Raw genomic sequence first — 26980 nt, forward strand, 5'->3', positions numbered from 1 at the left:
TCCTATGCGACAATCGTCACCCGACAACCCGGGAGACGCCATGACACCTTCCCTTCTTCTCGGCAAAAGGACGACCTGGACCGAGTCGGAGTTCCTGGCCATCGGCGAAACGCCCGAGCGCATCGAGCTTTTCGACGGGAGCCTGCACGTGACCCCTGGACCGACGCCGATTCATCAGCGCTTCGCCGGCAAGCTGCTGATCACCTTGACACCTCCGGCGGAGTCGATCGGGCTCCTCGTCTTCGAGGGCATCAACGTGCGGGTCGGCACCAATCGGATCCCCATTCCCGACCTCGCGATCACCACCATGATCGACCTCGAGGAACTCGTCGTCGACGCCTCAGCCGTCCGGCTGGTCTGCGAGATCCTCTCGCCGTCGAATGCCACTACGGACCGGGTACTGAAGATGCGGTATTACGCGGATGCCGGCATCCCCTGGTATCTCCTCGTCGCGCCGAAAACCGCGACATTCACCCTCTACAAGCTCGATGGCGCCAACTATCGGGAGCACGCGACTGCCTCGCCCGGCGAGCTGCTGGAGCTCACCGAGCCGGTGGTCGCGACCATCGATCCGGCGGATCTGCTGCCGCCTCGCTGAAACTGTCGTACCCGGCGCATAGGGTCGGGTCATGACCCACTTCGATGAGGCGGGGGCGGCGGTGCAGGCCGCGCTCGACGCCGGCGCCCGCTATGCCGATGCCAGGGTGATGGTGCGGCGATCCGAGACCATGTCGGCCCGTGACGGCGATGTCGAGGATCTCGGCTTCGACGAGAGCGCGGGGCTCGGCGTCCGAGCGCTGGTCGGCTCCGGGTGGGGCTTCTACGCCGTTCCCGATCTCGCCGAGGGGTCCGCGCGGGCCGCCGGGAGGCGCGCCGCACAGATCGCCGCCGCCAGTGCCGCGGTCCCGGGTCTCCCGGCCGATCTGGTGCCGGCCGGCCCGATCACCGCGAGCTGGGCCTCCGACTGTGTGATCGATCCGCTCGGGGTGCCGCTGTCGGACAAGGGCGATCTGCTCGTCCGGGCGACCGAGGCAGCGAAGGCCGAGGGCGCCGATGTGGCCGAGGCCAACTACGCCGTGTGGGATACGCGTAAGTGGTTCGTCTCCAGCGAGGGCCACCGCATCGAGCAGCACATCCGGGAGTGCGGCGCGGGCGTGACCGCGATCGCGATCGGTGACGGCGAGGTGCAGCGCCGGTCCTGGCCGTCGCATCGGGGCCAGTTCGGCACCCGGGGCTGGGAGCTGGTCGAGGAGATCGACCTGGTGGGCAACGCGCCGCGGATGGCGCAGGAGGCGCGGGCGCTGCTGACGGCGCCGCTGTGCCCGTCCGGTGAGACGACGCTGGTGCTGGGTGGCGAGCAGTTGGCGCTGCAGATCCACGAGTCGGTGGGGCACGCCATCGAGCTCGACCGGATTCTCGGCTGGGAGGCCGCGTTCGCCGGCACGAGCTGGCTGGACCTGAGCCGGTTGGGTTCGCTGCGCTACGGGTCCGAGCTGATGAACATCACGATCGACCCGACGTTCCCGGGCGCGTTGGGCAGTTTCGGCTTCGACGACGAGGGCACCCCGGCCGTCAAGCGGCACGCGGTTCGTGACGGCCTGTGGGTGGGGGTGCTGGCCGGGCGTGACTCGGCGGCGATCGCCGGGCTCGACTACGCGGGCAGTGTCCGGTCGGACGGGTGGTCCCGGCTGCCGATGGTGCGGATGACGAATGTCGGCCTGGAGCCGGGCCCGCACACGCTCGACGAGATCATCGCGGCCACCGGCGACGGCGTGTTCATGGATGTCAACCGGTCCTGGTCGATCGACGACCGCCGGCTGAATTTCCAATTCGGGTGCGAGATCGGCTACGAGATCAAGAACGGGAAGCTGGGGCGGATGCTGCGTAACCCGACCTACACCGGGATCGGGCCGCGGTTCTGGCAATCGATGGACATGCTGTCGAACGAGACGATCGCGTGGGGCACCCCCAACTGTGGCAAGGGCCAGCCCGGCCAGATCGGGCACACCGGTCATCCGGCGGCGCCGGCCCGTTTCACGAACGTCCGGGTGGGGGTGCGTGGATGAGCGGGTTTCCCCCACAAGGGTCTCTCCTGCAGGGGCTCTCGCAGCGCGGACTCTCGCAACGCGGGCTCTCGCAACGCGGGCTCTCGCAACGCGGGCTCTCGCAACGCGGGCTCTCGCAACGCGGGCTCTCGCAACGCGGGCTCTCGCAACGCGGGCTCTCGCAACGCGGGCTCTCGCAACGCGGGCTCTCGCAACGCGGGCTCTCGCGGCGCGGATTTTTCCTGACGGCGGAGGTGGTGGCATGAGCGGCGAGGGCGGACGGGCCGGGGCCGAGCTGGAGCTGGCGGCCCGGGTCATCGGGATCGTGCGGGAGCTGGCCGGCCGGTCGGCGGAGGCCGAGGTGAACGTCCGGCACGACGCCGAGGCGCTGACCCGGTTCGCCAACTCGACGATCCATCAAAATGTGGCCTCGGCGGTGACCGGTGTCCGGTTGCGGCTGCACGCCGACGGCCGTACAGCGGGCGGCTCGACGACGGTGACCAGCGCCGACGGCCTGCGGACCCTGGTCGAGCGGACCCTCGCGGCGGTCCGCGTGTCACCGGTGGACAGGTCGTGGCCGGGGCTGGCCCCGCCGGCGCCGCTGCGGTTGTCGGCCGGCCATCCGGGCTCGGGTGAGCGGTCCGGCCTGGCGTTCGGGTTCGACGAGGCGACCGCGCGGGCCGATCCGGCCGAGCGCGCCGAGCGGGTCGGCGACTTCGTGCGGGCGGCGGGCGGCCTGGAGACGGCCGGTTACTGCCGCACGGTGTATGTGTCGGCGGCCTTCGCCAACAGCGCGGGCCAGGCGGTCGAGGGGCGTACCGCGGAGGCCGCGATGGACGGCATCGCCCGCTGTGAGGGTGCGGACGGGGTGGCCCGGCTGGCCGCCGCCCGGCTGGCCGACCTGGACGGCGCGGTGCTCGGCGCCCGTGCCGCGGCGAAGGCCCGCGCCGCCCGTGGCCCGGTGGAGCTGCCACCCGGCCACTACGAGGTGGTGCTGGAGCCGGACGCGGTTCGTGACGTCCTGGAAAACCTCGCGGTCTTCGGTTTCGACGGCAAGGCCCACCACCAGCAGCAGAGCTTCGCCGAGCTGGGCCGGGAGCAGTTCGATCCGTCGGTGACCATCGTGGACGAGCCGCTGGGCAGCCGCGAGGAGCCGGCCGCCGATCTGCCGTTCGACGACGAGGGCACGCCACGCCGTTCGCTGGTCCTGGTGCGGGAGGGGGTGACCACCGCGGTGACCCATGACCGGACGTCGGCGGCACTGGCGGGCGCCGAGCCGACCGGGCACGCCTCGCCGGTGTCGCGCTCGTGGGGCCCGAAGGCCACGCATCTACGCCTGGAGGCGGCTGCGGTGCCGGGCGCCGCACCGGGGGCGGGCGGCACCGGCGTGATCGCCGACTCGGCCCGTCCGCTGGTCGCCGGGGTGCGCCGGGGGCTGCTGATCACCGATTTCTGGTACACCCGGGTGCTCGACCCGAAAGCGCTGGTCATCACCGGTTTGACCCGTAACGGGGTGTGGCTGGTGGAGGATGGGGAGGTCACCTCGGCGGTGAGCAACGTGCGGTTCACCCAGTCCTATCCGCGGGCGCTCGGCCCGGGGCGGGTGCTCGGGATCGGCGCCGAGACGGTGCTGCTGCCGGAGTCGTGGGGCCGGGCCCGCTATGCCGCGCCGGCCCTGCACCTGGCCGAGTGGAACGTCACCGGCAACGCCTCGGGATAGATCACTTACTTCATAGGCGATGATCTTTGCCCGCCGGGATGATGTTTTTGTGACCCAGTCCGCAAAGAGTCTGACCTTCGGCGTAACGTGTGCCCCACATCACTGTCGCGGCGCGACGGCGGAGCGGGGCATCACTGTGCCCTGATCTCGTCTGGTCGCGACCCTGCACACGGCACTGTCAGGGAGATGGAATGACGACGACGGCAACGAGGCCGGGCGGCGGCGGCAAGGCGCGCGCGGCGATCGCGGCGCGGACCCTCCGCACCGACCGGTGGTGGCTCGCGCCGCTGGTGACCTTTATCGGCCTGGGCGCGTGGGTCACCTACGCCACCGTCCGGGTGTTCATGCACAAGTGGTTCTTCGTGGACGAGTACCACTATCTGACCCCGTTCTACTCGCCCTGCATAACCGACGCGTGCGGGGACGCGGCGATGTTCGGCACCCCGCTGCCGAAGTTCTTCCTCCTCCCGGAGGCGGCGTTCACCCTGCCGTTCCTGCTGCTGTTCCGGTTGACCTGCTACTACTACCGGAAGGCGTACTACCGGGCGTTCTGGCTGTCGCCGCCGGCGTGCGCGGTGCCGGACGGGCACAAGAGCTACTCCGGCGAAACCCGGTTTCCGCTGATCTTCCAGAACGCGCACCGCTACGCGTTCTACGCCGCCGTGATCATCTCGGTGATCAACACCTGGGACGCCGTCCACGCGCAGACCACCGGCCTGGGGCTGGGCAACGTCATCCTCTGGGTGAACGTGATCATGCTGTGGGCGTACACGTTGTCCTGCCACTCGTGCCGGCACATCGCGGGCGGCCGGCTCAAGCACTTCTCCAAGCACCCGGTGCGCTATCGCTTCTGGACGTTTGTGTCCAAGCTCAACACCCGCCACATGCAGCTGGCCTGGATCACGCTCGGCACCCTGGCGCTGACCGATTTCTACATCATGGGTCTCGCCGCCGACTGGTTCACCGACCTGCGCATCATCAACTGAGGAGACGGGTCGATGAGCACGAGGATCGAACGACACCTGTACGACGTCGTCGTGATCGGGGCCGGCGGCGCCGGCCTGCGCGCGGCGATCGAGGCCCGGCTGGCCGGCAAGCGGACGGCGATCATTTCGAAGTCGCTGTTCGGCAAGGCGCACACGGTGATGGCCGAGGGCGGCGCGGCGGCCGCGATGGGCAACGTGAACAGCAAGGACAACTGGATGGTGCACTTTCGGGACACCATGCGGGGCGGCAAGTTCCTGAACAACTTCCGGATGGCGGAGCTGCACGCCAAGGAGGCCCCGGAGCGGATCTGGGAGCTGGAGACGTACGGCGCGCTCTTCGACCGGACCAAGGACGGCAAGATCTCGCAGCGCAACTTCGGCGGCCACGAGTATCCGCGGCTGGCGCACGTAGGGGACCGTACCGGGCTGGAGCTGATCCGGACCCTGCAGCAGAAGATCGTGTCGTTGCAGCAGGAGGACTTCGCCGAGACCGGCAGCTACGACTCGCGGATCCGGGTGTTCCAGGAGACGACCGTCACCGAGCTGCTGCTCGACGGCGACCGGGTGGCCGGGGCGTTCGGCTACTACCGGGAGTCCGGCGAGTTCCTCCTCTTCGAGGCGCCGGCCGTGGTGCTGGCGACCGGCGGGGTGGGCCGCAGCTACAAGGTCACCTCGAACTCGTGGGAGTACACCGGCGACGGTCACGCGCTGGCCCTGCGCGCCGGGGCGACGCTGATCAACATGGAGTTCCTGCAGTTCCACCCGACCGGCATGGTCTGGCCGCCGAGTGTGAAGGGGATCCTGGTCACCGAGTCGGTCCGCGGTGACGGCGGGGTGCTGCGCAACTCCGAGGGCAAGCGGTTCATGTTCGACTACGTCCCCGACGTCTTCCGCAAGCAGTATGCGGAGACCGAGGAGGAGGCCGACCGCTGGTACACCGACCCGGACAACAACCGCCGCCCCCCTGAGCTGCTGCCCCGCGACGAGGTGGCCCGGGCGATCAACAGCGAGGTCAAGGCGGGGCGCGGCAGCCCGGCCGGCGGCGTCTACCTGGACGTGTCGACCCGGATGCCGGCCGAGCAGATCATCCGGCGGCTGCCGTCGATGCACCACCAGTTCAAAGAACTGGCCGATGTCGACATCACCAAGGAGCCGATGGAGGTCGGGCCGACCTGCCACTACGTGATGGGCGGCATCGAGGTCGACCCGGACAGCGGCGCGGCGCTCGGCACGGTGCAGGGGCTGTTCGCGGCGGGCGAGGTGTCCGGCGGCATGCACGGGTCGAACCGGCTGGGCGGCAACTCCCTATCCGACCTGCTGGTCTTCGGCAAGCGGGCCGGGGAGCACGCGTCCGCCTACGTGGACTCGCTCGGGTCCCGGCCGAAGCCGTCGAAGGTCGACGTGGCCGCGGCCGCCGAGGTGGCGCTCGGGCCTCTGGTCCGGGAGGGGGGCGAGAACCCGTACACCCTGCAGCAGGATCTTCAGGCGGTGATGGGTGACCTGGTCGGCATCATCCGGCGCGAGGGCGAACTCTCCGACGCTCTGAAGAAGCTGCAGGAGCTGCGGGTCCGCGTCGCGAACGTGAGCGCGAGCGGCGGCCGGCGGTACAACCCGGGCTGGCATCTGGCCATCGACCTGCGCAACATGCTCGTCGTCTCGGAGTGCACGGCCAAGGCGGCGCTCGAACGGGAGGAGTCGCGCGGCGGTCACACCCGCGAGGACTTCCCGAAGATGAGCCCCGAGTGGCGGCGCGTCAACCTGGTCTGCTCGCTGGAGGAGTCGGGTGAGGTGCACCTGGAACGCAAGCCGGTGCCGCGGATGCGCAACGAGCTGTTCGACCTGTTCGAGCGCAGTGAGCTGGCCAAATACCTGACCGAAGAGGAACTCGCCGAGTTGGAGGCAGTGTGAAACGCCACTTCCGTGTCTGGCGCGGCGACGCGTCCGGCGGCGACCTGCGCGACTTCGACGTCGAGGTGAACGAGGGCGAGGTGGTCCTCGACATCATCCACCGGCTGCAGGCCACCGAGGCGCCCGACCTGGCCTGCCGGTGGAACTGCAAGGCCGGCAAGTGCGGCTCCTGCTCGATGGAGATCAACGGCAAGCCGCGGCTCGGGTGCATGACCCGGATGTCGACGTTCGAGGAGAACGAGACCGTCACGATCACTCCGATCCGGACCTTCCCGATCATCCGTGACCTGGTCACCGACGTCTCCTTCAACTACGAGAAGGCACGGCAGACCCCCGCGTTCGCCCCGCCGCACGGCGTCGCCCCCGGCGAGTACCGGATGCAGCAGGTCGACGTGGAGCGCAGCCAGGAGTTCCGCAAGTGCATCGAGTGCTTCCTCTGCCAGAACACCTGCCACGTGATCCGCGACCACGACGAGAACAAGCCCGCCTTCTCGGGCCCGCGCTTCTTCATCCGCGCCGCCGAGCTGGACATGCACCCGCTCGACGCGCTGCCGGACCGCAAGGAGTACGCGCAGGCCAGTCAGGGTCTCGGATTCTGCAACATCACCAAGTGCTGCACCGAGGTCTGCCCCGAGCACATCAAGATCACTGACAACGCGATCATCCCGATGAAGGAACGCGTGGTCGACCGCCGCTACGACCCCCTGGTCTGGCTGGGCCGCAAGATCCTCCGCCGCGACCAGCTCAGCGACGACAACATGGCGCCCAGCACATCCCCCGGCGTGGCCGGCACGTCCGGCGGTGTCCCCAGCTCACGGGCCCGCCTGCCCGAGGGCGCGCCGGTCGGCGCCGACGGTCACATGGACATCGCCGAACTCGTCGCGCCCCTGCAGGGCGGCCTCTCCCCCTTCGGCGAGGACATCACGTTCCCCCTGCCGCCGGAAGAGGTCACCTACAACCATCCGGACCCCGGCAGGAAATAGGATCCCTTTTCGGTACGGGTGTAATCGCCCCACCGAACCACCCCGTCCCGTAGGCCACCACGCGACGCCCCAGCCCACTCCCGACCGCAACGCGGCCGCCGGGCTGGGGCGTCGCGCATGGCCGCTGGCCCGAACGCTCACACGCGTCCGGGCCGCTGTCCGCGAATGGTCTCACTGCTGTCCTACAGTCGCGGGGTGCCTCTTCTGACGACGCCCGCGCTGCCCGACGGCGCCCTCTCCGCCCGGGCGCAGCCCGGGATCGACGGCGACCGGCTCGCCTTGCGTCCCTGGCAGGAGACGGACGTAGCGTCGGTGGTGACCGCATTCGCCGACCCGGCGATCCAGCGCTGGCACTGCCGGAGCCTGACCACCGCCGAAGCCCGCCAGTGGATCGCCCAGTGGCAGTCACGCTGGCAGGCCGAGACCGACGCCTGCTGGGCGGTCACCGAGGACGGCAAGGTCGCCGGCCAGATCGGCCTACGCCACATCGACCTCGCCGAAGGCCTCGCCCAGATCTCCTACTGGGTCCTGCCGGAATCCCGCGGCCACCGCCTGGCGCCACGGGCCCTGACCGCCCTGACCGACTGGGCGTTCACCGATCTCGGGTTGCACCGCCTCGAACTCTCCCACTCCACGTTGAACACACCGTCCTGCCGGGTCGCCACCCGGTGCGGTTACCTCCTGGAAGGCACCAAACGCAGCGAGGCCCGGCACGCCGACGGCTGGCACGACATGCATTCCCACGCCCGCTTGTCCACCGACCAGCCGTAGACCACCGACTGGCTTTTCACCGCCTGACCTCGGCCCTCGACGTCAGCCCTGCCCTCGCCGCCGCACCGACCGCTCTCACGCGCCGGCCGCGCCCTCATCGTCCGACCGTTCGGCCCGGATGCCGGCCCCGTCGGCCCCGTCGCCGACCGTTTCACGTCAGGCTCCGGCCTCGCCGTCCTCGGTGGCCGGGCTTCCGTTCCGGGCCAGCCACAGCTCGAGCCCGTCGAGGATGCGCTCCAGCCCGAAGGCGAAGCTCTGGTCCCAGACCCGCTCGGGCTCCATCTCGACGACGCCGCTCTCCTCCCGCCAGCGCGCATACGCCGGATACTCACCGGCGGCCTTCTCCATGAACGGCTCCAGGCTCTTGCGCAACTCGGCAGCGGACCGCCCGGACCGGTGAACGGCGGCCCCCACCGCGGCCTCGGTGGTGGTAGCCCCGATCACGTGCGCGGTCACCAGGGAGTGCACGTGCGACAGGATGGGTCCGGTGAACCCGGCCGCGGAGAGCACGGCGACGCTGCGGTTGCTCATCCGCATCACGTTGGGACCGATGGTGGGCCGCACGCCGAGCAGCCCGATCACCCATGGATGCCGTAGCAGCATGGCCCGCATGCCGTCGGCCATCACGGACACCCCGACCCGCCACGGCGCGTCGCCGGCCTCGGGCACGTAGATCTCGCCCATCACCTCGTCGACAGCCAGCTCCAGCAGGTCGTCCTTGGTGGCGACGTGCCAGTAGAGCGAGGTGGCGCCGGAGCCGAGCCGGGCGCCGAGGCGGCGCATGCTCAGCCCGGCGGTGCCCTCGGCGTCGAGCAGCTCGATCGCCGCACGGACGATCTGCTCACGGCTGAGTGTCGGCTGGCCGGTACGCGGTCGGGCCGGGCGGGTCCACACCGAGTCGGTGAAGTCGGGCATGGTGTCATCTTAAAGGGGCTCGCACACTGTTCGAGTCCACTGGTACGGTGTTCGAGCCATCCAGAACACTGTACGAGGGAGGACTTTCGATGGCTGACCGTCATCCGCGGCGCTGGCTGATCCTTGGCGTTCTCTGCCTGAGCCTGCTCGTGGTCATGGTGGACAACATGGTGCTCAACATCGCGATCCCGGCGCTCATCCGGGATCTCGGCGCGAGCACCGCCGACATTCAGTGGATCATCGACGCGTACATCCTGGTCTTCGGCGGTCTGCTGCTCACCGCGGGCAGCCTCTCCGACCGGCATGGCCGCCGCCTGGGCCTCGTCATCGGCCTGACCGTCTTCGGTGGCGCCTCGGCGCTGGCCACCATCTGCGAGACCCCGGGCCAGCTGATCGCCGTCCGTGGCCTGATGGGGCTGGGCGGCGCCTTTCTGATGCCGGGCACGCTCGCGATCCTCACCACCGTCTTCGACGAGGGCGAACGCAAGAAGGCCATCGCCATCTGGAGCTCGGTGCTGATGCTGGGCGCTCTCGGCGGCCCCGCGCTCGGCGGGCTGCTGCTGGAGCACTTCTGGTGGGGCTCGGTCTTCCTGCTCAACATCCCGATCGCGGTGCTCGGCATCGTGGCCGCGCTGTTGATCATCCCGGAGTCCCGGGGCCCGGCCTCTCGCCCGGACACCGTCGGGGCGCTGCTGTCCACGATCGGCATGACCGCTCTGATCTGGGGCGTCATCTCGGCGCCGGAGCACGGGTGGGAGTCGTTGCGCACCAGTGGCGCGGCGGCGATCGGGGTGATCGCGCTCGCCGGTTTCGCCCTGTGGGAGCGTCGCGCCGAACAGCCGATGCTGCCGCTGTCGCTGTTCCGCGACCGCAATTTCCGGGGCGCGAGCCTGTCCCTGGTGCTGCTCTCGTTCTCGGCCGGCGGGGTGATGCTGGCGATCACGCAGTACCTCCAGTTCGTTCTCGGATACGAGCCGATCAAGGCGGGGGCGGCGTTCATCCCGATGCTCCTGACGACGATGGTGTTCAACGGCATCGGCGTGGCGGTGGACAAGCGGTTCGGCGCGCGGGTGGCGCTGACGGCTGGCCTGCTGCTGGTGACGGGTGGTTTCGCGGGGCTCGCCTCCCTCGACTATTCGGACGGCTATCTCACGCTGGCGACCGCCCTGGTGCTCATCGGCATGGGCAGCGGTGTGGCGTCCCCGGCAGCGGTGGGCACACTGCTCGGCGCGCTCCCGCCGGAGCGGGCCGGCGTCGGGTCGGCGGTCAACGACACGGTGCAGCAGGTCGGTGCCGCGCTCAGCGTGGCGGTGCTCGGCAGCATCCTGACCACGGCCTACCGCGCGGCGATGCCGCCGGGCACGGCCGGGCCGGCGCGTGACTCGCTCGGGGACGCGCTGGGGGTCGCGGCCGCGACCGGGGACGCGGGGCTGGCAGACGCGGCGCGGTCCGCTTTCGTCGACGCCATCGCGGTCACCTCTCTGGTCGGCGTGGTGGGTGGGATCGCCGCGGCGGTGCTGGCCGCCGCGGTGTTGCGCCCGAAGCCTGCCACGGATCCGGCAGCGGCCGGCCCGTTGTCCACAGAAGCGGAAACGGCGGAACCGTTGTCCACAGATCCGGAGACAGCATCGGCCGGAATCGAACGCCCGTACTAACATGGCGCCATGACCAGCGCCTACCAGCCTTCGATGTTCGACCTGATGTCCGGGCCGGCTGAGGCGGTCGCGTCGTTGACCGGCCGCCTCACACGGCATCGGCTCACCGCCGGCGCCTGGGTCGACGTGCTGCCAGGGTGGCTGCACGGGTCGGATGCCGTCTTCGAGACGCTGCTCGGCATCGACTGGCGAGCCGAGCGGCGCAAGATGTATGACGACGTCGTCGACGTCCCCCGGCTCCTGCGGTGGTTCGGCCCGCGGGAGCATCTGCCACATCCCGCGCTGACGGCGGCGCGAGCCGAGCTCAACCGGCACTACGCCGAGGAGCTGGGCGAGGAGTTCGTGACCGCGGGCATGTGCCTCTACCGCGACGGCCGTGACAGCGTGGCCTGGCACGGCGACACCCTGGGGCGGTCCGCCACCGAGGACACCATGGTCGCCATCGTGTCGTTCGGATCGCCACGCAACCTGGTGCTGCGACCACGGGCGGGCGGCCACGAGACGCTCCGGTTCCCACTCGGGCACGGCGATCTGATCGTGATGGGCGGCTCCTGTCAGCGCACCTGGGAGCACGCGGTGCCCAAGACGGCGAAACCGGTCGGACCACGGGTCAGCGTGCAGTTCCGGCCGGCCGGAGTGGCCTGATCAGAGCTTCGAGGTAACGCGGGCACGGCAAGTGGTTGACGAGTCCGCCGAGAAAGTTACACTCCAAGTGTAAATAGTTGATGCTCCATCTCCCTTACAGGACTTCCACCGGTCCGGCGAGGCGGCCATGTCAACAGATTCCCAGCTCAAGGAGCTTGCGCTCCACGACATCTCGGTCCGCTTCGGCGGCCTGACCGCTCTCGACAACGTGTCCCTGCGTGTGGCGCCGGGGCGGATCGTCGGCGTCATCGGGCCGAACGGCGCGGGCAAGACCACCCTTTTCAACGTCATCTGTGGTTTCGTGCAGCCGACCTCCGGGTCGCTCACTCTGGACGGACGCCCTTGGCGGCCCCGCCCACACCACCTGAGCCGTCTGGGCATCGCCCGGACCCTTCAGGGGGTCGGCCAGTTCGCCGGCATGACAGTGCTGGAGAACGTGATGGTCGGCGCCCGTCACCGCCACGCCGAGTCCGAGGCGCTGGCCGCTCTGGAGCGGTGCGGCGTCGACCGTTATGCGAGCGCCTATCCGGGCGCGCTGCCCTACGCGATCCGTAAACGCATCGAGCTGGCCCGCGCCCTGGTGGCGAAGCCACGCATCCTGATGCTCGACGAGCCGGCCGGTGGCCTGGACGCCGACGAGATCGCCTGGCTCGGCGCGCTGATCAAGGCGACCGGCACCACGGTGCTGCTGGTCGAGCACCACATGGACCTGGTGATGTCGGTCTGCGACGAGATCCTGGTCCTCGACTTCGGCAAGCCGATCGCGCTCGGCTCACCGGAGGAGATCAGCGCCGATCCCAAGGTCACCGAGGCCTATCTCGGCGCGGCGGCCTGACTTCGATCCCTCTCGCACCACTTCTCTCGGCACCACCCACATCGACGGGGGCCTGACCGGCCTCTGACTTCGCATATCCGGAAAGCCGGTCACCTCCCGGCTCTCGTCGGCATACCCGGGAACAGCCGGAAGCAAGGCAGCCGGAGGACATGTCCGAAGGCGTGACCGAAACACATCTACGAGCGGCCCCGAAGGAGGAGCGCCGATGATCACGCGTACCCCGCCGACCGGCGGTAGCAGCCGATGAGCGGCGCGTTGTTGCAGGTGGAGGGTCTCACCGCCGGGTACGGCGCGGCCCCCGTCCTGCACGAGGTGGACCTCACCGTCCAGCCGGGCGAGATCGTCGCCGTGCTCGGGGCGAACGGCGCCGGCAAGACGACCCTGCTGCGTACCCTCTCCGGGCTGGTCAAATGCACTCACGGCCGGGTCCTGCTGGACGGTGACGACCTGGCCGGCACCAAAGTGGAGCATCTGGTGCGGCGCGGCATCGCGCACGTCCCCGAGGGCCGCGGGGTCGTCACCGAGCTCACCGTCGACGAGAACCTGCGGCTCGGCGGCCTGTGGCGGCGTGATCGGGCCGACGCGAGAGTGGCGCTCGACGAGGTGTACGACCTGTTCCCGTCACTGGCGCAGCGCCGGACCTTCGCCGGGCACCAGCTGTCCGGCGGGGAGCGGCAGATGCTCGCGCTGGGCCGGGCGCTGATCGGGCGGCCGCGGTTGCTGCTGCTCGACGAGCCGTCGCTGGGTCTCGCTCCGAAGGTGACCCGGCACATCATGACTCTGCTTCGTGACCTGCGGGCGCGTACCGGGCTGGCGGTTCTGCTGGTCGAGCAGAACGTGCGCAGCGCGCTCTCCATCGCTGACGAGGGCGTCGTGCTGGCGCTGGGCCGGGTGGTGGTGCGCAACAGGGCGTCGGTGCTGCGCGACGACGCCGACCTCCGTCACGCCTACCTGGGGTTCTGACATGAGCGCATCTAACAGGCGACGGGCCGGGGTGACGGCATGAGCGAGTTCATCTATCTGACCTTCGACGGGCTCAGCCGCGGACTGGTCTACGCCGCGTTCGCGCTGGCCCTGGTGCTGATCTGGCGGGCGGCCCGGATCGTCAACTTCGCACAGGGCGCGATGGCGGTGTCCGCGGTGTACGTCGCGTACTCGGTCACTAACGCCACCGGGTCGTACTGGCTGGGGTTCGCGGCGGCGCTGCTGGCCGGGCTGGCGCTGGGCGTCACCGTCGAGCGGGTGGTGATGCGGTTCGTGGACCACTCGTCGCCCCTCAACGGGGTGGTGGTCGCGCTCGGACTGGTCCTCATCCTGCAGGGCGTGCTCGGCATCGTCTACGGCAACGAGTTCCTGCCGTTCTCGACGCCGTTCAGCCGGGACGCGTTCGAGGTCGGCGGGGTGGCAATGCTGTCGCGATACGACCTGTTCGTCATCGCGGCGGTGGGCTCCGTCGTCATCGCGCTCACGCTGCTCTTCACCCGTACCGCGATCGGGCTCCGGATGCGTGCGGCCGCCTTCGCGCCGGACGTGTCGCGTCTGCTCGGCGTCTCGGTGGGCGGCATGCTGACGCTCGGCTGGGCGCTGGCGGCGGCGGTGGGCTCGCTCGCCGGGATCCTCGTCGTCCCGACCGAGCTGGGCGTGCACCCGACGGCGATGGACGTGGTGTTCGTGTCGGCGTTCGCGGCGGCCGTCGTGGGCGGCCTGGACAGTCCGATCGGCGCGGTCGTGGGCGGCCTGATCGTCGGCGTCCTGCTGTCGTACGTCAGCGGCTACATCGATGTCACCGTCGCCCCGATGGCGGTTCTCGCCCTGCTCGTCGTCGTCCTGCTCGGCCGGCCGGGCGGACTGTTCTCCAGCTCGAAAGCGAGGGTGGCATGACCACGATCGAGAGCCGGCCGGAGACGGCGACGAAGGCGCCACCCGGGGCGAAGCGCCGCCGGCGTGTGCATCCGGTGATCGTGATCGCGCTCGGCGCGGTGCTGGTCGTCGCGCTGACCTACGTGTTGCCGCCGTTCCGCAACTATCAGCTGGCCACGGTGGGCGCCTACTTCTGCGTGACCGCGGGGCTGACCGTCCTGACCGGACTGAACGGGCAGTTGTCGCTGGGGCACGGCGCGCTGATGGCGACCGGCGCCTACACGCTGGCCCTGGCGCAGAACAGGTGGGAGAGCCTGCCGCTGAGTTTCGCCCTCGCGGTGCTCGTGACGACGGGCGTGGGCGCGGTGATCGGCCTGGCCGCGGCCCGGCTGCGCGGCCCCTACCTGGCCGGCCTGACCCTCGCCGTGGCGATCGTCGTCCCGTCGGTGACCAGCACGTTCGACGAGACGTTCAACAGTGATCAGGGGCTGTCGGTGTTCCTGGAGCCGCCGCCCGAGCAGTATCCGATGGAGCAGTGGCAGGCCTGGCTGTGCTGGGCCGCGGCGCTGGTCGTGGTGCTGCTGCTGGCGCTGCTGGTGCGCGGCCGGTTCGGGCGAGACCTGCGCGCGGTCCGGGACGACGAGACCGCGGCCAAGCTGGCCGGGATCAACATCGCGCGTACCCAGGTGCTGGCCTTCGTGGTGAGCGCCGCCTGCGCGGGCGTCGCCGGCGCCCTGTTCGCCTACCTCGCGCAGAGCGTGTCCCCGGGCGCCTTCCCATTGACGCTCTCCCTGTTCCTGCTGATGGCGATCGTGATCGGCGGGCTGGGGAGCCTCTTCGGGGCGCTGTGGGGCGCGCTGCTGCTGGTGGTGTTGCCCGCACTGTCCCAGTCCGTCGGTGAGCAGACCGGTTCCCAGCGGCTGGAGGGCAACCTCGCGCTGATCGTCTTCGGTGTCGTGCTCGTCGTCGTCATGCTCGCCGCCCCGGGCGGCCTCGCATCCATTCCATCTCGAATTTCACGCCTGATCAGGAGGAACCGATGAAACGCATGGCAACGGCGGCCCTGTCCGTCGTGCTGCTGGCGACAGCCGGCTGCACGAACGACGGCGGTGGCGGCAGCGGCTCGGGGGGCAGCGCGAACGTGCCGGGGGTGACCGACACCGAGATCGTGGTCGGCACGCACATGCCGCTGACCGGTCCGGCCGCCGGCGGGTACTCGAAGATCGCGCCGGCCACCAAGGCCTACTTCGACTACGTCAACGCGAACGGCGGCGTGCACGGCCGGAAGATCACCTACAAGATCAAGGACGACGGCTACAACCCGGCGAACACCCAGACCGTGGTACGTGAGCTGGTGCTGCAGGACAAGGTCTTCGCGGTCCTCAACGGCCTCGGCACGCCCACCCACACCGGCGTTCTCGACTTCCTCAAGACCAACCGGGTGCCGGACCTCTTCGTGGCCAGCGGCAGCCGCAGCTGGAACCAGGCCGACAAGTATCCGGGGACGTTCGGCTTCAACCCGGACTACACGGTCGAGGGCAAGATCCTGGGCACCTACATCAAGGAGAACCTGGCCGGGAAGAAGACCTGCTTCCTCGGCCAGGACGACGACTTCGGGCGCGACAGCCTGGAGGGCGTGCAGAAGGTTCTCGGCCCGGTCGCGGCCAAGGAGAGCTACGTGACCAGCAACCCGAACGTCGGGCCGCAGATGGGCGCGCTCAAGGCGGCCGGCTGTGAGGTGGTCGTGCTCGCGACTGTGCCCGGTTTCACTGCCCTGTCGATCGGCACCGCTGCGAAGATTGCGTTCAAACCGCAGTTCGTCGTCAGCAACGTGGGCGCCGACCCGACCACCGTCGGCAAGGCGCTCGGGGCCGGCGCTCCCCTGCTCGAAGGCGTGGTGGCGACCAACTACCTGCCACTGAACACCGACGACGCGAACCCGTGGATCCAGCTGTTCAAGAAGATCAACGCGGAGCACAACGGCAACGCCGAGTTCGACAACAACATCGTGTACGGCATGTCGGTCGGATATCTGTTCGTGCAGGCGCTCCAGGCGGCCGGCAAGGACGTGACCCGTGACAAGCTGCTCGAAGCCGTCACCAAGAACGGTTTCCAGGGTCCCGGCCTGATTCCGCTGCGTTTCTCGGCCACGGACCACTCGGGGTACGGCGGAGCCCAGCTCACCAAGGTCGAGGGAGGTAAGGCGGTGTTCTTCGGCACGCCGTACACCACCGACGACGCCGAGGGCCCGGTCACCGCGTACCAGGGCCAGGCCGTGACACCGCCACAGAACGGCGTGCCCGCCGCGTAATATCTGCACCCAGACTGCAAAAACACGACTCAGGAGGTTGAGCGATGGCCGACCAGGTAGCAATCGTGACCGGAGCAAGCCGGGGAATCGGGTTCGCCATCGCGCAACGCTTCGTCGCCCAGGGGGCGAGAGTCGCCGTCACCGGCCGCGACGCCGACGCTCTCGAGGCCGCCGTGAAGGAGCTCGGCGGCCCCGAGGTGGCGCTCGGCGTGGCCGGCAAGGGCGACGACCCGGCGCACCGGGCGGCGGTGGTCGACGCGGTGCGCGAGCGGTTCGGGCCGGTCACCACGCTGATCAACAACATCGGGATCAATCCGGCGTACGGGCCGCTGGCCACCCTGGACCTCAACGCCGCCCGCAAGATGGCCGAGGTCAACCTGATCGGCACGCTCGGCTGGATCCAGGAGGCGCTGCGTGGCGGCCTCGCCGAGTCGGGTGGCTCGGTCGTCAACATCTCGTCGGTCTCCGGTGTCCGCCCGGCGCCGGGGATCGCCTTCTACGGCACCACCAAGGCCGCCCTCATCCACCTCACCGAGGAGCTGGCGGTCGAGTTGGCCCCGAGGATCCGGGTCAACGCGGTCGCGCCCGCGGTCGTGAAGACGCGGTTCGCCTCCGCCCTCTACGAGGGGCGGGAGGCGGAGGTGGCGGCCACGTATCCGCTCCAGCGGCTCGGGAACACCGATGACGTGGCCGGCACCGTGGCGTTCCTCTGCTCACCGGACGCCTCCTGGATCACCGGGCAGACGATCGTGATCGACGGTGGCCTCACCCTGACCGGAGCCGTCCAGTGACCAACGGATCGGTGAAGCGCGTCGTGGTGACCGGCGCCGGCGGTGGGATCGGTGCGGCCCTGGCCCGGCGGTTCGCCGCCGACGGCGCCAGGGTGGTGGTCAACGACCTCGACGCGGAGGCGGCGCACGCCGTCGCCGGCGAGATCGGCGGGATCGCGGTTCCCGGTGACGCGGCCGGCGAGCAGGACGTGCAGCGGCTCGTCGACACGGCCTGGGGCGAGCTGGGCGGGATCGACCTGTTCTGCTCCAACGCGGGAGTGCTGTCGGCCGGGGACGAGACGACGCCGGACGCCCGGTGGCAGCGCGACTTCGGGGTCAACGTGATGTCGCACGTCTATGTGAGCCGGGCGCTGCTGCCGCGCTGGCTGGACGGCGGCGAGCCGAAACGGCTGCTGATCACCGTGAGCGCGGCCGGGCTGCTGACCCTGCTTGGCAGCGCGACCTACTCGGTGACGAAGCACGCGGCCCTGGCCTATGCGGAGTGGCTGCGTGCCACGTACGCCCATCGGGGTCTGATCGTCCAGGCGCTCTGCCCGCAGGGCGTGCGCACCGACATGCTGACCCGTGGCAACGACCGGGGCAGCGGCGCGGCCTCCCTGCTCGCCGAGGGCGCGCTGGCCCCGTCGGCGGTGGCCGACGTGGTCGCCGACTCGCTGGACGGCACCGGGTTCCTGATCCTTCCGCATCCGGAAGTCGAGGACTACTACCGCTTGCGTGCGAGCGATCCGGATCGTTGGCTGGGAGGCATGAACAAACTCCAGCGCGGATTCGAGTCCCGGTGAAGGGCCTTGACCTGGAGCGACTCCAGGCCTATCTGGACAGCCCGCCGCTTTCCGGGACGATGTTCGCGGGCGGGAAGTCGAACCTCACCTACGCGGTCACCGACGGCGTCAACCGCTGGGTGCTGCGCCGGCCCCCGCTGGGCCACGTGCTGCCCACCGCCCACGACATGGTCCGCGAGCACCGGGTCCTCGACGCGCTCTCCAGGGCCGGGTTCCCGGTGCCCCGGCCGGTGCGGCTCTGCACCGACACCGACGTCATCGGGGCGCCGTTCTACCTGATGGAGCACGTCGACGGCACCATCTACCGGGACGCCGCGCTGATCGAGAAGGTCGACTTCCGGGCGCTGACGTTCACCCTGGTCGACACGCTCGCCGACCTGCACTCGCTGGACCCGGCGGCGATCGGGCTCGCTGACTTCGGCAAGCCGGAGGGCTTCAACGCCCGGCAGGTCCGCCGCTGGAAACAGCAGCTCGACGCGTCCCGCAGCCGCGAGCTGTCCGGCATCGACGAGCTGCACGCCCGGCTGGCCACCGACATCCCGGCCGGGGGCCCCGGAGCTGTCGTACACGGCGACTTCCGCCTGGACAACGTGCTGGTCAGCGACGAGCTGACGGTCAACGCGGTGCTCGACTGGGAGATGTCCACGCTGGGCGACCCGCTCAGCGACCTGGCCCTGATGCAGATCTACGCCGGGCGGCCGCTGCTGGAGCGCGACGGCCGGCCGTTCGCGCCGATCGACATCCCCGGGCATCCCACGCTCGACGAGATCGCCGCCCGCTACGCCGAGCGCAGCGAGCGCGACGTCAGCGACCTGCACTGGTACGTCGGCTTCGCCGCGTTCAAGCTCGCCGTCATCCTCGAGGGCGTGCACTTCCGTTACACCAAGGGTCAGACGGTCGGCCCCGGCTTCGACACCGTGGGAGCCATGGTCCCCGCCCTGGTCGAGCAGGGCCACCGAGCGCTGGAAGGACACTGATGGACTTCGAGTACGACGCGAGGACCGAGGACTACCGCAAGCGGCTGCTCGCCTTCATGGACGAGCACGTCTATCCGGCCGAGGCCACGTTCCACAGCGACGGCTGGGGACCTCCGGCCGCCCTGGAGGGCCTGAAGGCGGCCGCCAAGGAGGCCGGCCTGTGGAACCTCTTCCTCCCCGGCGAGCACGGCGCGGGCCTCACCAACCTGCAGTACGCGCCGCTCGCCGAGATCACCGGCCGGAGCCCGGCGGTCGCCCCGCCCGCGCTGAACTGCGCCGCTCCGGACACCGGCAACATGGAGGTGCTGGCCGACTTCGGCACCGACGAGCAGAAGGAGCGGTGGCTCAAGCCGCTGCTGGCCGGTGAGATCCGGTCCGCCTTCGCGATGACCGAGCCGCAGGTCGCCTCGTCGGACGCCACCAACATCGGCACCCGGATCGACCGGGACGGCGACGACTACGTCATCAACGGGCACAAGTTCTACATCACCGGCGCGATGAACCCGAACTGCAAGATCTTCATCGTGATGGGCAAGACCGACGTCGACGCGCCACGGCACCTCCAGCAGAGCCAGATCCTGGTGCCGCGGGACACGCCGGGCGTGACCGTCAAGCGGGGCATGACAGTGCTCGGCTACACGGACGGCGACCACGGTGGCCACGCCGAGGTGATCTTCGAGAACGTGCGGGTGCCGGCCACCAACCTGATCGGCGAGGAGGGCGGCGGCTTCGCCATCTCCCAGGCACGGCTCGGCCCGGGCCGTATCCACCACTGCATGCGGCTGATCGGCATGGCCGAGCGCGCCCTGGAGCTGATGTGCACGCGGGCGCTGGTACGCACCCCGTTCGGCAAGCCGCTCGCCGAGCAGGGCGTCATCCAGGACTGGATCGCCGAGTCCCGGGTCCGGATCGAGCAGGCCCGGCTGCTGGTGCTCAAGGCCGCCTGGCTGATGGACACGGTCGGCAACCGGGGCGCGCACACCGAGATCCAGGCCATCAAGATCGTGGTGCCGTCGGCCGTGGAGTGGATCGTCGACAAGGCGATCCAGACGCACGGCGCGGCCGGGCTCGGGCAGGACTTCCCGCTCGCCGGGCTGTTCGCCAGCGCCCGTATGCTGCGACTCGCCGACGGGCCGGACGAGGTGCACAAGCGTTCCCTGGCCCACCGTGAGCTCAAGCGTTACCGGAGTGGTTCGTGACCAACCCCACCACGCGCGTCGACGGGCGTACCGCGCGGTCCGAGCGGACCCGCAACGCCATCATCGACGCGCATCTCCAGCTGATCAGCGAGGGGGACATGCGCCCCACCGCCGATCGGGTGGCCAAGCTGGCCGGCGTCTCCCTGCGTGCCCTGTGGAGCCACTTCGCCGACATGGAAGCGCTGATGGCGGCCAGCGGCCAGCGGGTCCTCGAGCAGCGCGACGCTTCGTACCGGCCGATTCCGGCGGATCTGCCGCTGGCCGAGCGGATCGAGGCGTTCTGCCATCAGCGGGCCCGCCTGCTGGAGGAGATCGGGCCCGCGGCGCGGGCCTCGGCACTGAAGGAGCCGTTCTCGGCCGGGTTGCAGCGTTACCGCAAACTGCACACCGCGCGGGTACGCGACGAGCTGACCTCCACCTTCCCGAGCGAGATCGGCAGTGACGAGGAACTGCTCAACGCGCTGACCGCGGCCAGCCTCTGGCCGACGTGGGCGACGTGGCGTGACGCCATGGGCCTGCCGGTGGAGAGCGCCCGCGCGGCGCTGGCCCGCGTGGTGACAGCCCTGATCAACCCGTCCGCGGCCCGCTGACGCCCGTTTCGGAGGGCGCCCGGAAAGGGACGGGTGCTATGCCGGGCGGGGTGCGGCGTTGCGGAGACGGATGCCGCTGAAGCCGATCGTGCTGGTGATGACCTGATCCCAGAAGGGCCACAGGTTGTCGAGCAGACGAAGCTGGATGCCGGCGGCGGCGTGCCAGGCGATCAGGTCACCGACCGGCTCCGGCGGGCCGAGCGGCTCGACCGGCTCGGTGGCCACGTGGGCGTGCGACTCCGTCTCCCCGAACCGGCGGAACTGTCCGGCGGGGAGGCGGTACGCGTACAGCGTGGTGGTTCTCATCGCCTCCCACCAGGCGTATTCGATCGCGTGGACCCGGTCGCCGCAGCCCGCGCCGATGATCCGGTCGCGGTCCTCGTCGGTGGTGACGCCGGGCCGCACCCAGGCGAGAGCGCGCGGGCACTGCCGCGGGAACCAGTAGTCCGGCGCGCGATCGTGGTCGACCGCCCAGACGTAGGGTTCCGGTTGATGGGCGGTCGCCGCCACGTGCGGCACGAACCGCGTGATCGTCGGATCTTCGGAGAAATGCAGGACCTGACCGGGCTCCGGACGCATCCGCTCTTCCTATCGCACCGCGGCCCGGCCCGCGCGCCCGAAGCCGGCTCCCGGCCCCGTCACGGGCCGGCGCCCGAAGCCGGCTCCCGCCCCCGTCACGGGCCGGCGCCCGAAGCCGGCTCCCGGCGCCGTCACGGGCCGCGGCGCTTGTCGTCAGAGGATGGCGACGGAGCGGGCGCCCTCGCCGCGGGACATGCGGTCGAAAGCGCCGGGCACCTCCGCCAGCCCGATGCGGTCGGTGATCAGGTGGTCGAGTCGGAGCCTGCCGTCGAGGACGTCGCGGGCCAGGGCCGGGATCTCCAGGTCGGTGTCGGCCTGGCCGTAGACCGACGCTCGCAGGGTGCGCGCCGACGAGAAGATGTCCAGGGCGCTCAGCTGGACCATGTCGTCGGCCGCGCCCATGCCGACCACGGTGACCTGACCGCCGGAGCGGGTGGCCCGCCAGGCGGCCCGGATCGTGGCGGCCCGGCCGACGCATTCGATGGCGTGGTCGGCGCCGCGCCGGTCGGTGCGGGCGCGGATGTCCTTCGACAGGTTGTCCGACGAGACCACGAAGTCGGTGGCCCCGGCCGCCTCGGCGAGCCCCTTCTTGGCTTCGGTGACGTCGACCGCGATGACCTGTGCGGCGCCGGCGGCCCGGGCCGCGGTGACGACCGACAGGCCGACCCCGCCGAGGCCGATGACCACGACCGATTCGCCGGGCGCCACCCGGGCGGTGTTGCGCACCGCGCCGGTCCCGGTCAGGACCGCACACCCGAGCAGAGCGGCAAGATCAAAACCTAGCTCGGAGGGTACGGGAATGACCGCGTTCTCCGGGACCACCACCTGTTCGGCGAACGCCCCCACACCGAGGGTCACGTGGACCGGCGCGTCGTCGAGGGTGATGCCGTTGGACAGGGCGGCGACCCCGTGCGAGGTGCTGCACAGCCACGGTTCGCCGTGTTCGCAGAACCAGCAGGTCCGGCAGGCCGGCTGCCAGTTCAGCACCACGTGGTCGCCGACGGCCGCCCGCGTCACGTGCTCGCCGACCTCGACGACCTCGCCGGCCGCCTCGTGTCCGAGGATCAGCGGGTGCGGCGGCCGGAGCGTGCCGTTCACCATGGACAGATCGGAGTGGCAGACGCCGGCCGCCCGGACCCGTACCCTCACCTGGCCGGGCCCGATCTCGGGCAGCCGCAGCTCGACGAGTTCGGCGGCGACGCCGGCTTCCCGGACGACGAGCCCGGTCATGTAGTGGGTCATCGCTGGATCGCCTTCACCTGCTGGAACTCGGTCAACCCGTAGGCGCCGAGCTCACGGCCGATACCTGACTGCTTGTACCCGCCGAACGGGGCGAACGGGTTGAACGAGCCGCCGTTGACGTCGACGGCGCCGGTGCGCAGCCGCCGGGCCACCGCGACCGCCCGTGCGTCGGAGCCCCAGACCGCGCCGGCCAGGCCGTACTTCGAGTTGTTGGCGATCGCCACGGCCTCGTCGTCGTCGTCGAACGGGATGATCGACAGCACCGGCCCGAAGATCTCCTCCTGGGCGATCTCGCTGTCCGGGTCGACGTCGGCGAAGACGGTCGGCGCCACGAAGTGCCCCTGGCCGGGGACGGGCGCGTCGAGGCCGCCGGCGACGAGGCGGGCCGTGGCGCGGTCGATGAAGCCGCGGACCCGCTCCTTCTGGGCGGCCGAGGCGAGCGGCCCGAGGCGGGTGGCCGCGTCGAACGGGTCGCCGAGGGTGTACCCGGAGGCGGTCTTGGCGGCCAGTTCGACTGCCTCGTCGTAGTGGGCGCGGTGGACCAGCATGCGGGTCCACGCCGTACACGTCTGGCCGCTGTTGAGGAACGCGTTGCCGACGCCGACCTTGACCGCCTTGACCACGTCGGCGTCGTCCAGGATGACGTTGGCGGACTTGCCGCCGAGCTCGAGCGACACCTTGGCGATCCGGTCGGCGGCGGCGTGGCTGATCGCCGCGCCGGTCCGGGTGGAGCCGGTGAACGACACCATGTCGACGCCGGGGTGCCCGGCGATGGCCGAGCCGACGGCCGGTCCGGTGCCGGTGACCAGGTTGAACACGCCGGGCGGCAGGTCGGCCTCGGCGAACGCGTCGGCCAGCAGGTACGCGGTGAGCGGGGTCAGCTCGCTCGGCTTGAGGACCACGGTGCACCCGGCGGCGAGGGCCGCGCCGACCTTGGCGACGACCTGGTGCAGCGGGTAGTTCCACGGGGTGATCGCGCCGACCACGCCGATCGGCTCGTGCACGACCAGCGAGTTCCCGATCGTCTCCTCGTGCGCGGGCTGGGCCGCGAGTTCCGCGTACCCCGCGAGGACGGTCAGCGGCAGGCCCGCCTGGACCGCCTTGGCGATCTTGAGGGGGGTGCCGAGTTCGAGGCCGACGATCCGGGCGATCTCGTCGGCGCGGGCGGCCAGCGCCCGGTGCAGCCGGGTGAGGGCGGCGCCGCGTTCGGCGGGCGACGCGGAGGCCCAGCCGTCGAAGGCGGCGCGGGCGGCGGAGACGGCGAGGTCCACGTCCTCGGGTGTGCCGGCCGGCACGTGCCCGAAGACCTCCTCGGTGTACGGGTTCTCGACTCCGATGCGCTCTGCGGACGCGGACGGCACGTACGCGCCACCGATCCAGTGCTCATCACGGAAGACCGACGTCATCGGCGTACCCCCTGGTCGTAACGGTCGGAAAGGCTGTTGATCAGCAGGTCGAGCCCGAGCTCGAACGCGCCCTCGTCGACGGCGGCGCGGTGCGCGGCGAGCTCGTGGGCCCGGTGCAGGTGCGGAAAGCGGTCGTACAGCTCCGGGTCGGCCTCGAAGCCGAGGGCGAACGAGCCGAGCGCGGAGCCGGTGATCAGGTATCGCATCAGCGCGCCGATGTGGGTGGCCCGTGCCCGCGACCAGCCGGCCTCGATCAGCGCGCCGTAGACGGCCTCGGCCATGGCCAGCCCGGCGGGACGGCGGCCGGGCCCGGTGGCCAGCACCGGGACGACGTTCGGGTGGGCGGCGAGCACGGCGTGGTACGACTTCGCCCACAGCCGCAGCCCTTCGCGCCAGTCGTTGCCCCGGAACACCGAGATGTCGACCTGCGCGACGACGGCCTCGGCGACCGCATCGACGATCTCCGCCTTGGTGGCGAAGTGGTTGTAGAGCGACGGCCCCTGCACCCCCAGCTCGGTGGCGAGGCGCCGCATCGAGCAGGCGTCGATCCCTTCCGCGTCGATGAGCGCGGCGGCCGCCTCGACGATGCGCTCCCGGGTGAGGAGGGCTTGCCGGGGGCGGGCCATACGAGAACTCCTGAAGAAAGACGAAATCAACACTGGACGTGTAAAAACTTACGCCGCTAGTTTAAGCACAGCTGCGACGTACATCACTAAGGGAGATCAGCAATGACGACGCTTTCCCTCGCCACGGTCCTGGCCGAGGCCGCACGCCGGTACCCCGAGAAGGTAGCGATCGTCGACGAGGCCGGGGGCCGGATTCCCTACCGGGAACTCTGGGCGCAGACCCGGTCGTACGCCGCGGGTTTGAAGGAATTGGGCATCGGCCCCGGCGACACGGTGGCCGTGATGATCCCGAACGTGGGCGATTTCCCGCGGGTCTACTACGCGGCGCTCGCCGTCGGCGCCCGGATCGTGCCGGTGTCGCTGCTGCTCAATGCCGAGGAGGTCGGCTACGTGCTGGCCGACAGCGGGGCGAAGCTGCTGGTCACGCACTCGGCGTTCCTGCAGGTCGGCGCGGCTGCGGCGGCCGCGACCGGCACCCCGCTGGCCAACGTGGGCCCGCTGCCGGCGGATCTGCCGCAGTACCCGCCGCGGCTGGACCAGATCTCGGCCGGGCTGGAGCCGGTCCGCACCTATGTGACCGTCGAGGCCGAGGACGTCGCGGTGATCCTCTACACCAGCGGCACCACCGGCAAGCCGAAGGGCGCCCTGCTCACCCATCTCAACCTGGTGATGAACGCGGCCGTCAACGTCTTCGACGTGCACCCGCTGACCGGCGACGACGTGGTGATGGGCTGCCTGCCGCTGTTCCACACGTTCGGCCAGACGGTCGGCATGAACGCGACGTTCCGGCTGGGCGGGACGCTGGTGCTGCTGCCCCGGTTCACCGGCGAGGCGGCGATCGAGCTGATGATCCGGGAGAACGTCACGATCTTCCACGGCGTGCCGACCATGTACATCGGACTCCTGGAGGCGGCGGCCAAGGCCGACCGCCTGCCACAGCTGAAGCTGTGCGTCTCGGGTGGCGCGTCGCTGCCGGTGGCGGTCCTGGAGAAGTTCGCGGCGGCTTTCGGTTCGACCATCTGGGAGGGGTACGGGTTGAGCGAGACCTCCCCCACGGCGACCACCAACCAGCCCTCGTTCGGAGCGAAGCCCGGCACGGTCGGGCACCCGATCTGGGGTGTCGAGGTGGAGATCGCGCGCCCGGAGGTGCCGGAGAGCATCGAGTTCGTGCCGGACGGCGAGCTCGGCGAGATCGTGATCCGCGGGCACAACGTGTTCGCCGGTTACCTGAACCGGCCGGACGCGACCGCGGAGGCCCTGGTCGACGGCTGGTTCCGGACCGGCGACCTGGGCGTGAAGGACGAGCAGGGCTTCATCAGCATCGTCGACCGGACCAAGGACCTGATCATCCGCGGCGGCTTCAACGTCTACCCGCGTGAGGTGGAGGAGGTCCTGGCCCGGCACCCGTCGATCCAGCAGGTCGCGGTGATCGGCGTGGCCGACGAGACCCTGGGCGAGGAGATCTGCGCCGTCGTGGTGCTCGAGGACCAGGGCCTGACCGCGGACGAGCTGATCGAGTGGTCGAAGGAGCGGCTGGGCAAGCACAAGTACCCGCGCCAGGTGCGGTTCACCGAGTCGCTGCCGCTCGGCCCGAGCATGAAGGTCCTGAAGCGGGAGCTGCGCAAGCAGTACAGCTGATCGTCAGGGGCGACGAAGCAGTGGTGGCAGCTCGGCGACGATCGGCACGTCGGCGGGCAGCCACGGGACGGTGTCCAGCTGGTCCACGGTCAGCCAGCGCATGGAGCGGTGCTCCAGCGCCTCCGGGACGTCGCCGCCGAGCAGTTCGACGGCGTAGACGCGGAGCACGGCACGACCGTGGGCCAGTGGCACGTCCGGTCCGACCCGGGCGCCGACCTCGACGCGTACGCCCAGCTCCTCGGCGCATTCGCGGGTCAGCGCCTGCTGGTCGGTCTCCCCCGGCTCGACCTTGCCGCCGGGGAACTCCCAGCGCCCGGCGGCCTCCGGCGGGGAGCTGCGCTCACAGGCGAGGACCCGCCCAGCGGTGATGATCACAGCCGCAACGATCACCCTGGGTGATGGCGCCGGATTGACGTATTGTTCGGGCCGCATGCGATCCAAGATCTCACGAAACTTCGTCGTTCAGGTTGCCCGCTGGTGCCCCGATCGTCACGCAAACACGGATATGTGGGCGTG

The 26980-nt window shown here is 70.3% G+C and carries 26 protein-coding genes and 1 pseudogene; 21 read left to right on the plus strand and 6 right to left on the minus strand.

Annotated features, from left to right (window positions below; translation table 11 throughout):
• Window positions 1-40 precede the first annotated feature (40 nt).
• From BM290_RS29680 to BM290_RS29715, 8 genes and pseudogenes are all read left to right on the plus strand, one after another.
• Complete coding sequence (locus BM290_RS29680) at window positions 41-598, plus strand: Uma2 family endonuclease (protein ID WP_093619197.1); 558 nt, start codon at window positions 41-43, stop codon at window positions 596-598.
• A gap of 31 nt (window positions 599-629) precedes the next feature.
• On the plus strand, window positions 630-2066 hold the full coding sequence (locus BM290_RS29685; protein ID WP_093619198.1) for a TldD/PmbA family protein: 1437 nt from the start codon (window positions 630-632) through the stop codon (window positions 2064-2066).
• Between the two features lie 69 nt (window positions 2067-2135).
• Window positions 2136-2291, plus strand: a pseudogene (locus BM290_RS51115) (hypothetical protein); the annotation flags it as partial.
• 16 nt (window positions 2292-2307) lie between these two features.
• The gene (locus BM290_RS29695; protein ID WP_093619199.1) at window positions 2308-3765 is read left to right on the plus strand and encodes a TldD/PmbA family protein; all 1458 of its coding nucleotides are present in this window, start codon (window positions 2308-2310) and stop codon (window positions 3763-3765) included.
• A 191-nt stretch (window positions 3766-3956) separates the two neighbouring features.
• On the plus strand, window positions 3957-4751 hold the full coding sequence (locus BM290_RS29700; RefSeq protein ID WP_093619200.1) for a hypothetical protein: 795 nt from the start codon (window positions 3957-3959) through the stop codon (window positions 4749-4751).
• Window positions 4752-4763: 12 nt separating this feature from the next.
• A complete protein-coding gene (locus BM290_RS29705) occupies window positions 4764-6659 on the plus strand; it encodes a fumarate reductase/succinate dehydrogenase flavoprotein subunit (protein WP_093619201.1) in 1896 nt (631 codons plus the stop codon).
• On the plus strand, window positions 6617-7642 hold the full coding sequence (locus BM290_RS29710) for a succinate dehydrogenase/fumarate reductase iron-sulfur subunit (protein WP_093619202.1): 1026 nt from the start codon (window positions 6617-6619) through the stop codon (window positions 7640-7642). Before BM290_RS29705 ends, BM290_RS29710 begins: the two co-directional genes overlap by 43 nt.
• Window positions 7643-7837: 195 nt before the next feature.
• Window positions 7838-8413, plus strand: a complete 576-nt coding sequence (locus tag BM290_RS29715; protein ID WP_093619361.1) for a GNAT family N-acetyltransferase — start codon at window positions 7838-7840, stop codon at window positions 8411-8413.
• Window positions 8414-8569: 156 nt separating this feature from the next.
• On the opposite strand, the gene BM290_RS29720 is transcribed toward BM290_RS29715, so the two are convergent.
• Window positions 8570-9328, minus strand: a complete 759-nt coding sequence (locus BM290_RS29720; protein ID WP_093619203.1) for a TetR/AcrR family transcriptional regulator — start codon at window positions 9326-9328, stop codon at window positions 8570-8572.
• 89 nt (window positions 9329-9417) lie between these two features.
• Here BM290_RS29720 and BM290_RS29725 point away from each other — a divergent pair, with 89 nt between their 5' ends.
• The 12 genes from BM290_RS29725 to BM290_RS29780 all read left to right on the plus strand — a co-directional run bounded on the left by BM290_RS29725 (window position 9418) and on the right by BM290_RS29780 (window position 20973).
• On the plus strand, window positions 9418-10983 hold the full coding sequence (locus tag BM290_RS29725) for an MFS transporter (protein WP_093619204.1): 1566 nt from the start codon (window positions 9418-9420) through the stop codon (window positions 10981-10983).
• A 9-nt stretch (window positions 10984-10992) separates the two neighbouring features.
• Window positions 10993-11628, plus strand: coding sequence for an alpha-ketoglutarate-dependent dioxygenase AlkB (locus BM290_RS29730; RefSeq protein ID WP_093619205.1), 636 nt, complete (start codon window positions 10993-10995; stop codon window positions 11626-11628).
• Between the two features lie 127 nt (window positions 11629-11755).
• On the plus strand, window positions 11756-12463 hold the full coding sequence (locus tag BM290_RS29735; RefSeq protein ID WP_093619206.1) for an ABC transporter ATP-binding protein: 708 nt from the start codon (window positions 11756-11758) through the stop codon (window positions 12461-12463).
• 243 nt (window positions 12464-12706) lie between these two features.
• The gene (locus BM290_RS29740; RefSeq protein ID WP_093619207.1) at window positions 12707-13426 is read left to right on the plus strand and encodes an ABC transporter ATP-binding protein; all 720 of its coding nucleotides are present in this window, start codon (window positions 12707-12709) and stop codon (window positions 13424-13426) included.
• A 39-nt stretch (window positions 13427-13465) separates the two neighbouring features.
• Entirely contained in the window at window positions 13466-14344 is an 879-nt protein-coding gene (locus BM290_RS29745; RefSeq protein WP_093619208.1) for a branched-chain amino acid ABC transporter permease, read from the plus strand.
• On the plus strand, window positions 14341-15366 hold the full coding sequence (locus tag BM290_RS29750; protein WP_093619209.1) for a branched-chain amino acid ABC transporter permease: 1026 nt from the start codon (window positions 14341-14343) through the stop codon (window positions 15364-15366). Before BM290_RS29745 ends, BM290_RS29750 begins: the two co-directional genes overlap by 4 nt.
• Complete coding sequence (locus BM290_RS29755) at window positions 15363-16634, plus strand: ABC transporter substrate-binding protein (protein ID WP_093619210.1); 1272 nt, start codon at window positions 15363-15365, stop codon at window positions 16632-16634. The genes BM290_RS29750 and BM290_RS29755 overlap by 4 nt, the downstream gene beginning before the upstream one ends.
• 44 nt (window positions 16635-16678) lie before the next feature.
• Window positions 16679-17425, plus strand: a complete 747-nt coding sequence (locus BM290_RS29760) for an SDR family oxidoreductase (protein ID WP_093619211.1) — start codon at window positions 16679-16681, stop codon at window positions 17423-17425.
• 11 nt (window positions 17426-17436) lie between these two features.
• Window positions 17437-18207 (plus strand): SDR family oxidoreductase, encoded by a 771-nt coding sequence (locus BM290_RS29765; RefSeq protein ID WP_093619362.1) that lies wholly within the window; start codon window positions 17437-17439, stop codon window positions 18205-18207.
• A complete protein-coding gene (locus tag BM290_RS29770) occupies window positions 18204-19184 on the plus strand; it encodes a phosphotransferase family protein (protein WP_177319955.1) in 981 nt (326 codons plus the stop codon). The genes BM290_RS29765 and BM290_RS29770 overlap by 4 nt, the downstream gene beginning before the upstream one ends.
• The gene (locus BM290_RS29775) at window positions 19184-20383 is read left to right on the plus strand and encodes an acyl-CoA dehydrogenase family protein (RefSeq protein WP_093619212.1); all 1200 of its coding nucleotides are present in this window, start codon (window positions 19184-19186) and stop codon (window positions 20381-20383) included. The genes BM290_RS29770 and BM290_RS29775 overlap by 1 nt, the downstream gene beginning before the upstream one ends.
• Complete coding sequence (locus BM290_RS29780; protein WP_093619213.1) at window positions 20380-20973, plus strand: TetR/AcrR family transcriptional regulator; 594 nt, start codon at window positions 20380-20382, stop codon at window positions 20971-20973. The genes BM290_RS29775 and BM290_RS29780 overlap by 4 nt, the downstream gene beginning before the upstream one ends.
• 36 nt (window positions 20974-21009) lie before the next feature.
• Here BM290_RS29780 and BM290_RS29785 read toward each other — a convergent pair whose 3' ends face one another.
• From BM290_RS29785 to BM290_RS29800, 4 genes are all read right to left on the minus strand, one after another.
• The gene (locus BM290_RS29785) at window positions 21010-21552 is read right to left on the minus strand and encodes a DUF6886 family protein (RefSeq protein WP_093619214.1); all 543 of its coding nucleotides are present in this window, start codon (window positions 21550-21552) and stop codon (window positions 21010-21012) included.
• A 153-nt stretch (window positions 21553-21705) separates the two neighbouring features.
• Window positions 21706-22794 (minus strand): alcohol dehydrogenase catalytic domain-containing protein, encoded by a 1089-nt coding sequence (locus BM290_RS29790; protein WP_093619215.1) that lies wholly within the window; start codon window positions 22792-22794, stop codon window positions 21706-21708.
• Window positions 22791-24200: an aldehyde dehydrogenase family protein gene (locus tag BM290_RS29795; RefSeq protein ID WP_093619216.1), complete on the minus strand. Its 1410-nt coding sequence runs from the start codon at window positions 24198-24200 to the stop codon at window positions 22791-22793. The genes BM290_RS29790 and BM290_RS29795 overlap by 4 nt, the downstream gene beginning before the upstream one ends.
• Window positions 24197-24826: a TetR/AcrR family transcriptional regulator gene (locus tag BM290_RS29800; protein WP_093619217.1), complete on the minus strand. Its 630-nt coding sequence runs from the start codon at window positions 24824-24826 to the stop codon at window positions 24197-24199. The genes BM290_RS29795 and BM290_RS29800 overlap by 4 nt, the downstream gene beginning before the upstream one ends.
• Window positions 24827-24928: 102 nt before the next feature.
• Here BM290_RS29800 and BM290_RS29805 point away from each other — a divergent pair, with 102 nt between their 5' ends.
• Window positions 24929-26464 carry a long-chain-fatty-acid--CoA ligase gene (locus BM290_RS29805; RefSeq protein WP_093619218.1) on the plus strand — a complete coding sequence of 512 codons (1536 nt, stop codon included), beginning with the start codon at window positions 24929-24931 and terminating at the stop codon, window positions 26462-26464.
• Between the two features lie 3 nt (window positions 26465-26467).
• Here BM290_RS29805 and BM290_RS29810 read toward each other — a convergent pair whose 3' ends face one another.
• Entirely contained in the window at window positions 26468-26896 is a 429-nt protein-coding gene (locus BM290_RS29810) for a (deoxy)nucleoside triphosphate pyrophosphohydrolase (protein WP_177319956.1), read from the minus strand.
• Between the last annotated feature and the right edge of the window lie 84 nt (window positions 26897-26980).

Origin of the sequence: Actinoplanes philippinensis (assembly GCF_900113015.1) — a bacterium.
GTDB classification, from domain to species: domain Bacteria; phylum Actinomycetota; class Actinomycetes; order Mycobacteriales; family Micromonosporaceae; genus Actinoplanes; species Actinoplanes philippinensis.

Coding starts and splice junctions, on each gene's coding strand:
- BM290_RS29750 (WP_093619209.1), top strand. CDS start 14,341: ATGACCACGATCGAGAGCCGGCCGGAGACGGCGACGAAGGCGCCACCC.
- BM290_RS29785 (WP_093619214.1), bottom strand. CDS start 21,552: ATGCGTCCGGAGCCCGGTCAGGTCCTGCATTTCTCCGAAGATCCGACG.
- BM290_RS29755 (WP_093619210.1), top strand. CDS start 15,363: ATGAAACGCATGGCAACGGCGGCCCTGTCCGTCGTGCTGCTGGCGACA.
- BM290_RS29705 (WP_093619201.1), top strand. CDS start 4,764: ATGAGCACGAGGATCGAACGACACCTGTACGACGTCGTCGTGATCGGG.
- BM290_RS29680 (WP_093619197.1), top strand. CDS start 41: ATGACACCTTCCCTTCTTCTCGGCAAAAGGACGACCTGGACCGAGTCG.
- BM290_RS29745 (WP_093619208.1), top strand. CDS start 13,466: ATGAGCGAGTTCATCTATCTGACCTTCGACGGGCTCAGCCGCGGACTG.
- BM290_RS29805 (WP_093619218.1), top strand. CDS start 24,929: ATGACGACGCTTTCCCTCGCCACGGTCCTGGCCGAGGCCGCACGCCGG.
- BM290_RS29795 (WP_093619216.1), bottom strand. CDS start 24,200: ATGACGTCGGTCTTCCGTGATGAGCACTGGATCGGTGGCGCGTACGTG.
- BM290_RS29720 (WP_093619203.1), bottom strand. CDS start 9,328: ATGCCCGACTTCACCGACTCGGTGTGGACCCGCCCGGCCCGACCGCGT.
- BM290_RS29730 (WP_093619205.1), top strand. CDS start 10,993: ATGACCAGCGCCTACCAGCCTTCGATGTTCGACCTGATGTCCGGGCCG.
- BM290_RS29775 (WP_093619212.1), top strand. CDS start 19,184: ATGGACTTCGAGTACGACGCGAGGACCGAGGACTACCGCAAGCGGCTG.
- BM290_RS29695 (WP_093619199.1), top strand. CDS start 2,308: ATGAGCGGCGAGGGCGGACGGGCCGGGGCCGAGCTGGAGCTGGCGGCC.
- BM290_RS29760 (WP_093619211.1), top strand. CDS start 16,679: ATGGCCGACCAGGTAGCAATCGTGACCGGAGCAAGCCGGGGAATCGGG.
- BM290_RS29685 (WP_093619198.1), top strand. CDS start 630: ATGACCCACTTCGATGAGGCGGGGGCGGCGGTGCAGGCCGCGCTCGAC.
- BM290_RS29800 (WP_093619217.1), bottom strand. CDS start 24,826: ATGGCCCGCCCCCGGCAAGCCCTCCTCACCCGGGAGCGCATCGTCGAG.
- BM290_RS29725 (WP_093619204.1), top strand. CDS start 9,418: ATGGCTGACCGTCATCCGCGGCGCTGGCTGATCCTTGGCGTTCTCTGC.
- BM290_RS29700 (WP_093619200.1), top strand. CDS start 3,957: ATGACGACGACGGCAACGAGGCCGGGCGGCGGCGGCAAGGCGCGCGCG.
- BM290_RS29740 (WP_093619207.1), top strand. CDS start 12,707: ATGAGCGGCGCGTTGTTGCAGGTGGAGGGTCTCACCGCCGGGTACGGC.
- BM290_RS29810 (WP_177319956.1), bottom strand. CDS start 26,896: ATGCGGCCCGAACAATACGTCAATCCGGCGCCATCACCCAGGGTGATC.
- BM290_RS29790 (WP_093619215.1), bottom strand. CDS start 22,794: ATGACCCACTACATGACCGGGCTCGTCGTCCGGGAAGCCGGCGTCGCC.
- BM290_RS29735 (WP_093619206.1), top strand. CDS start 11,756: ATGTCAACAGATTCCCAGCTCAAGGAGCTTGCGCTCCACGACATCTCG.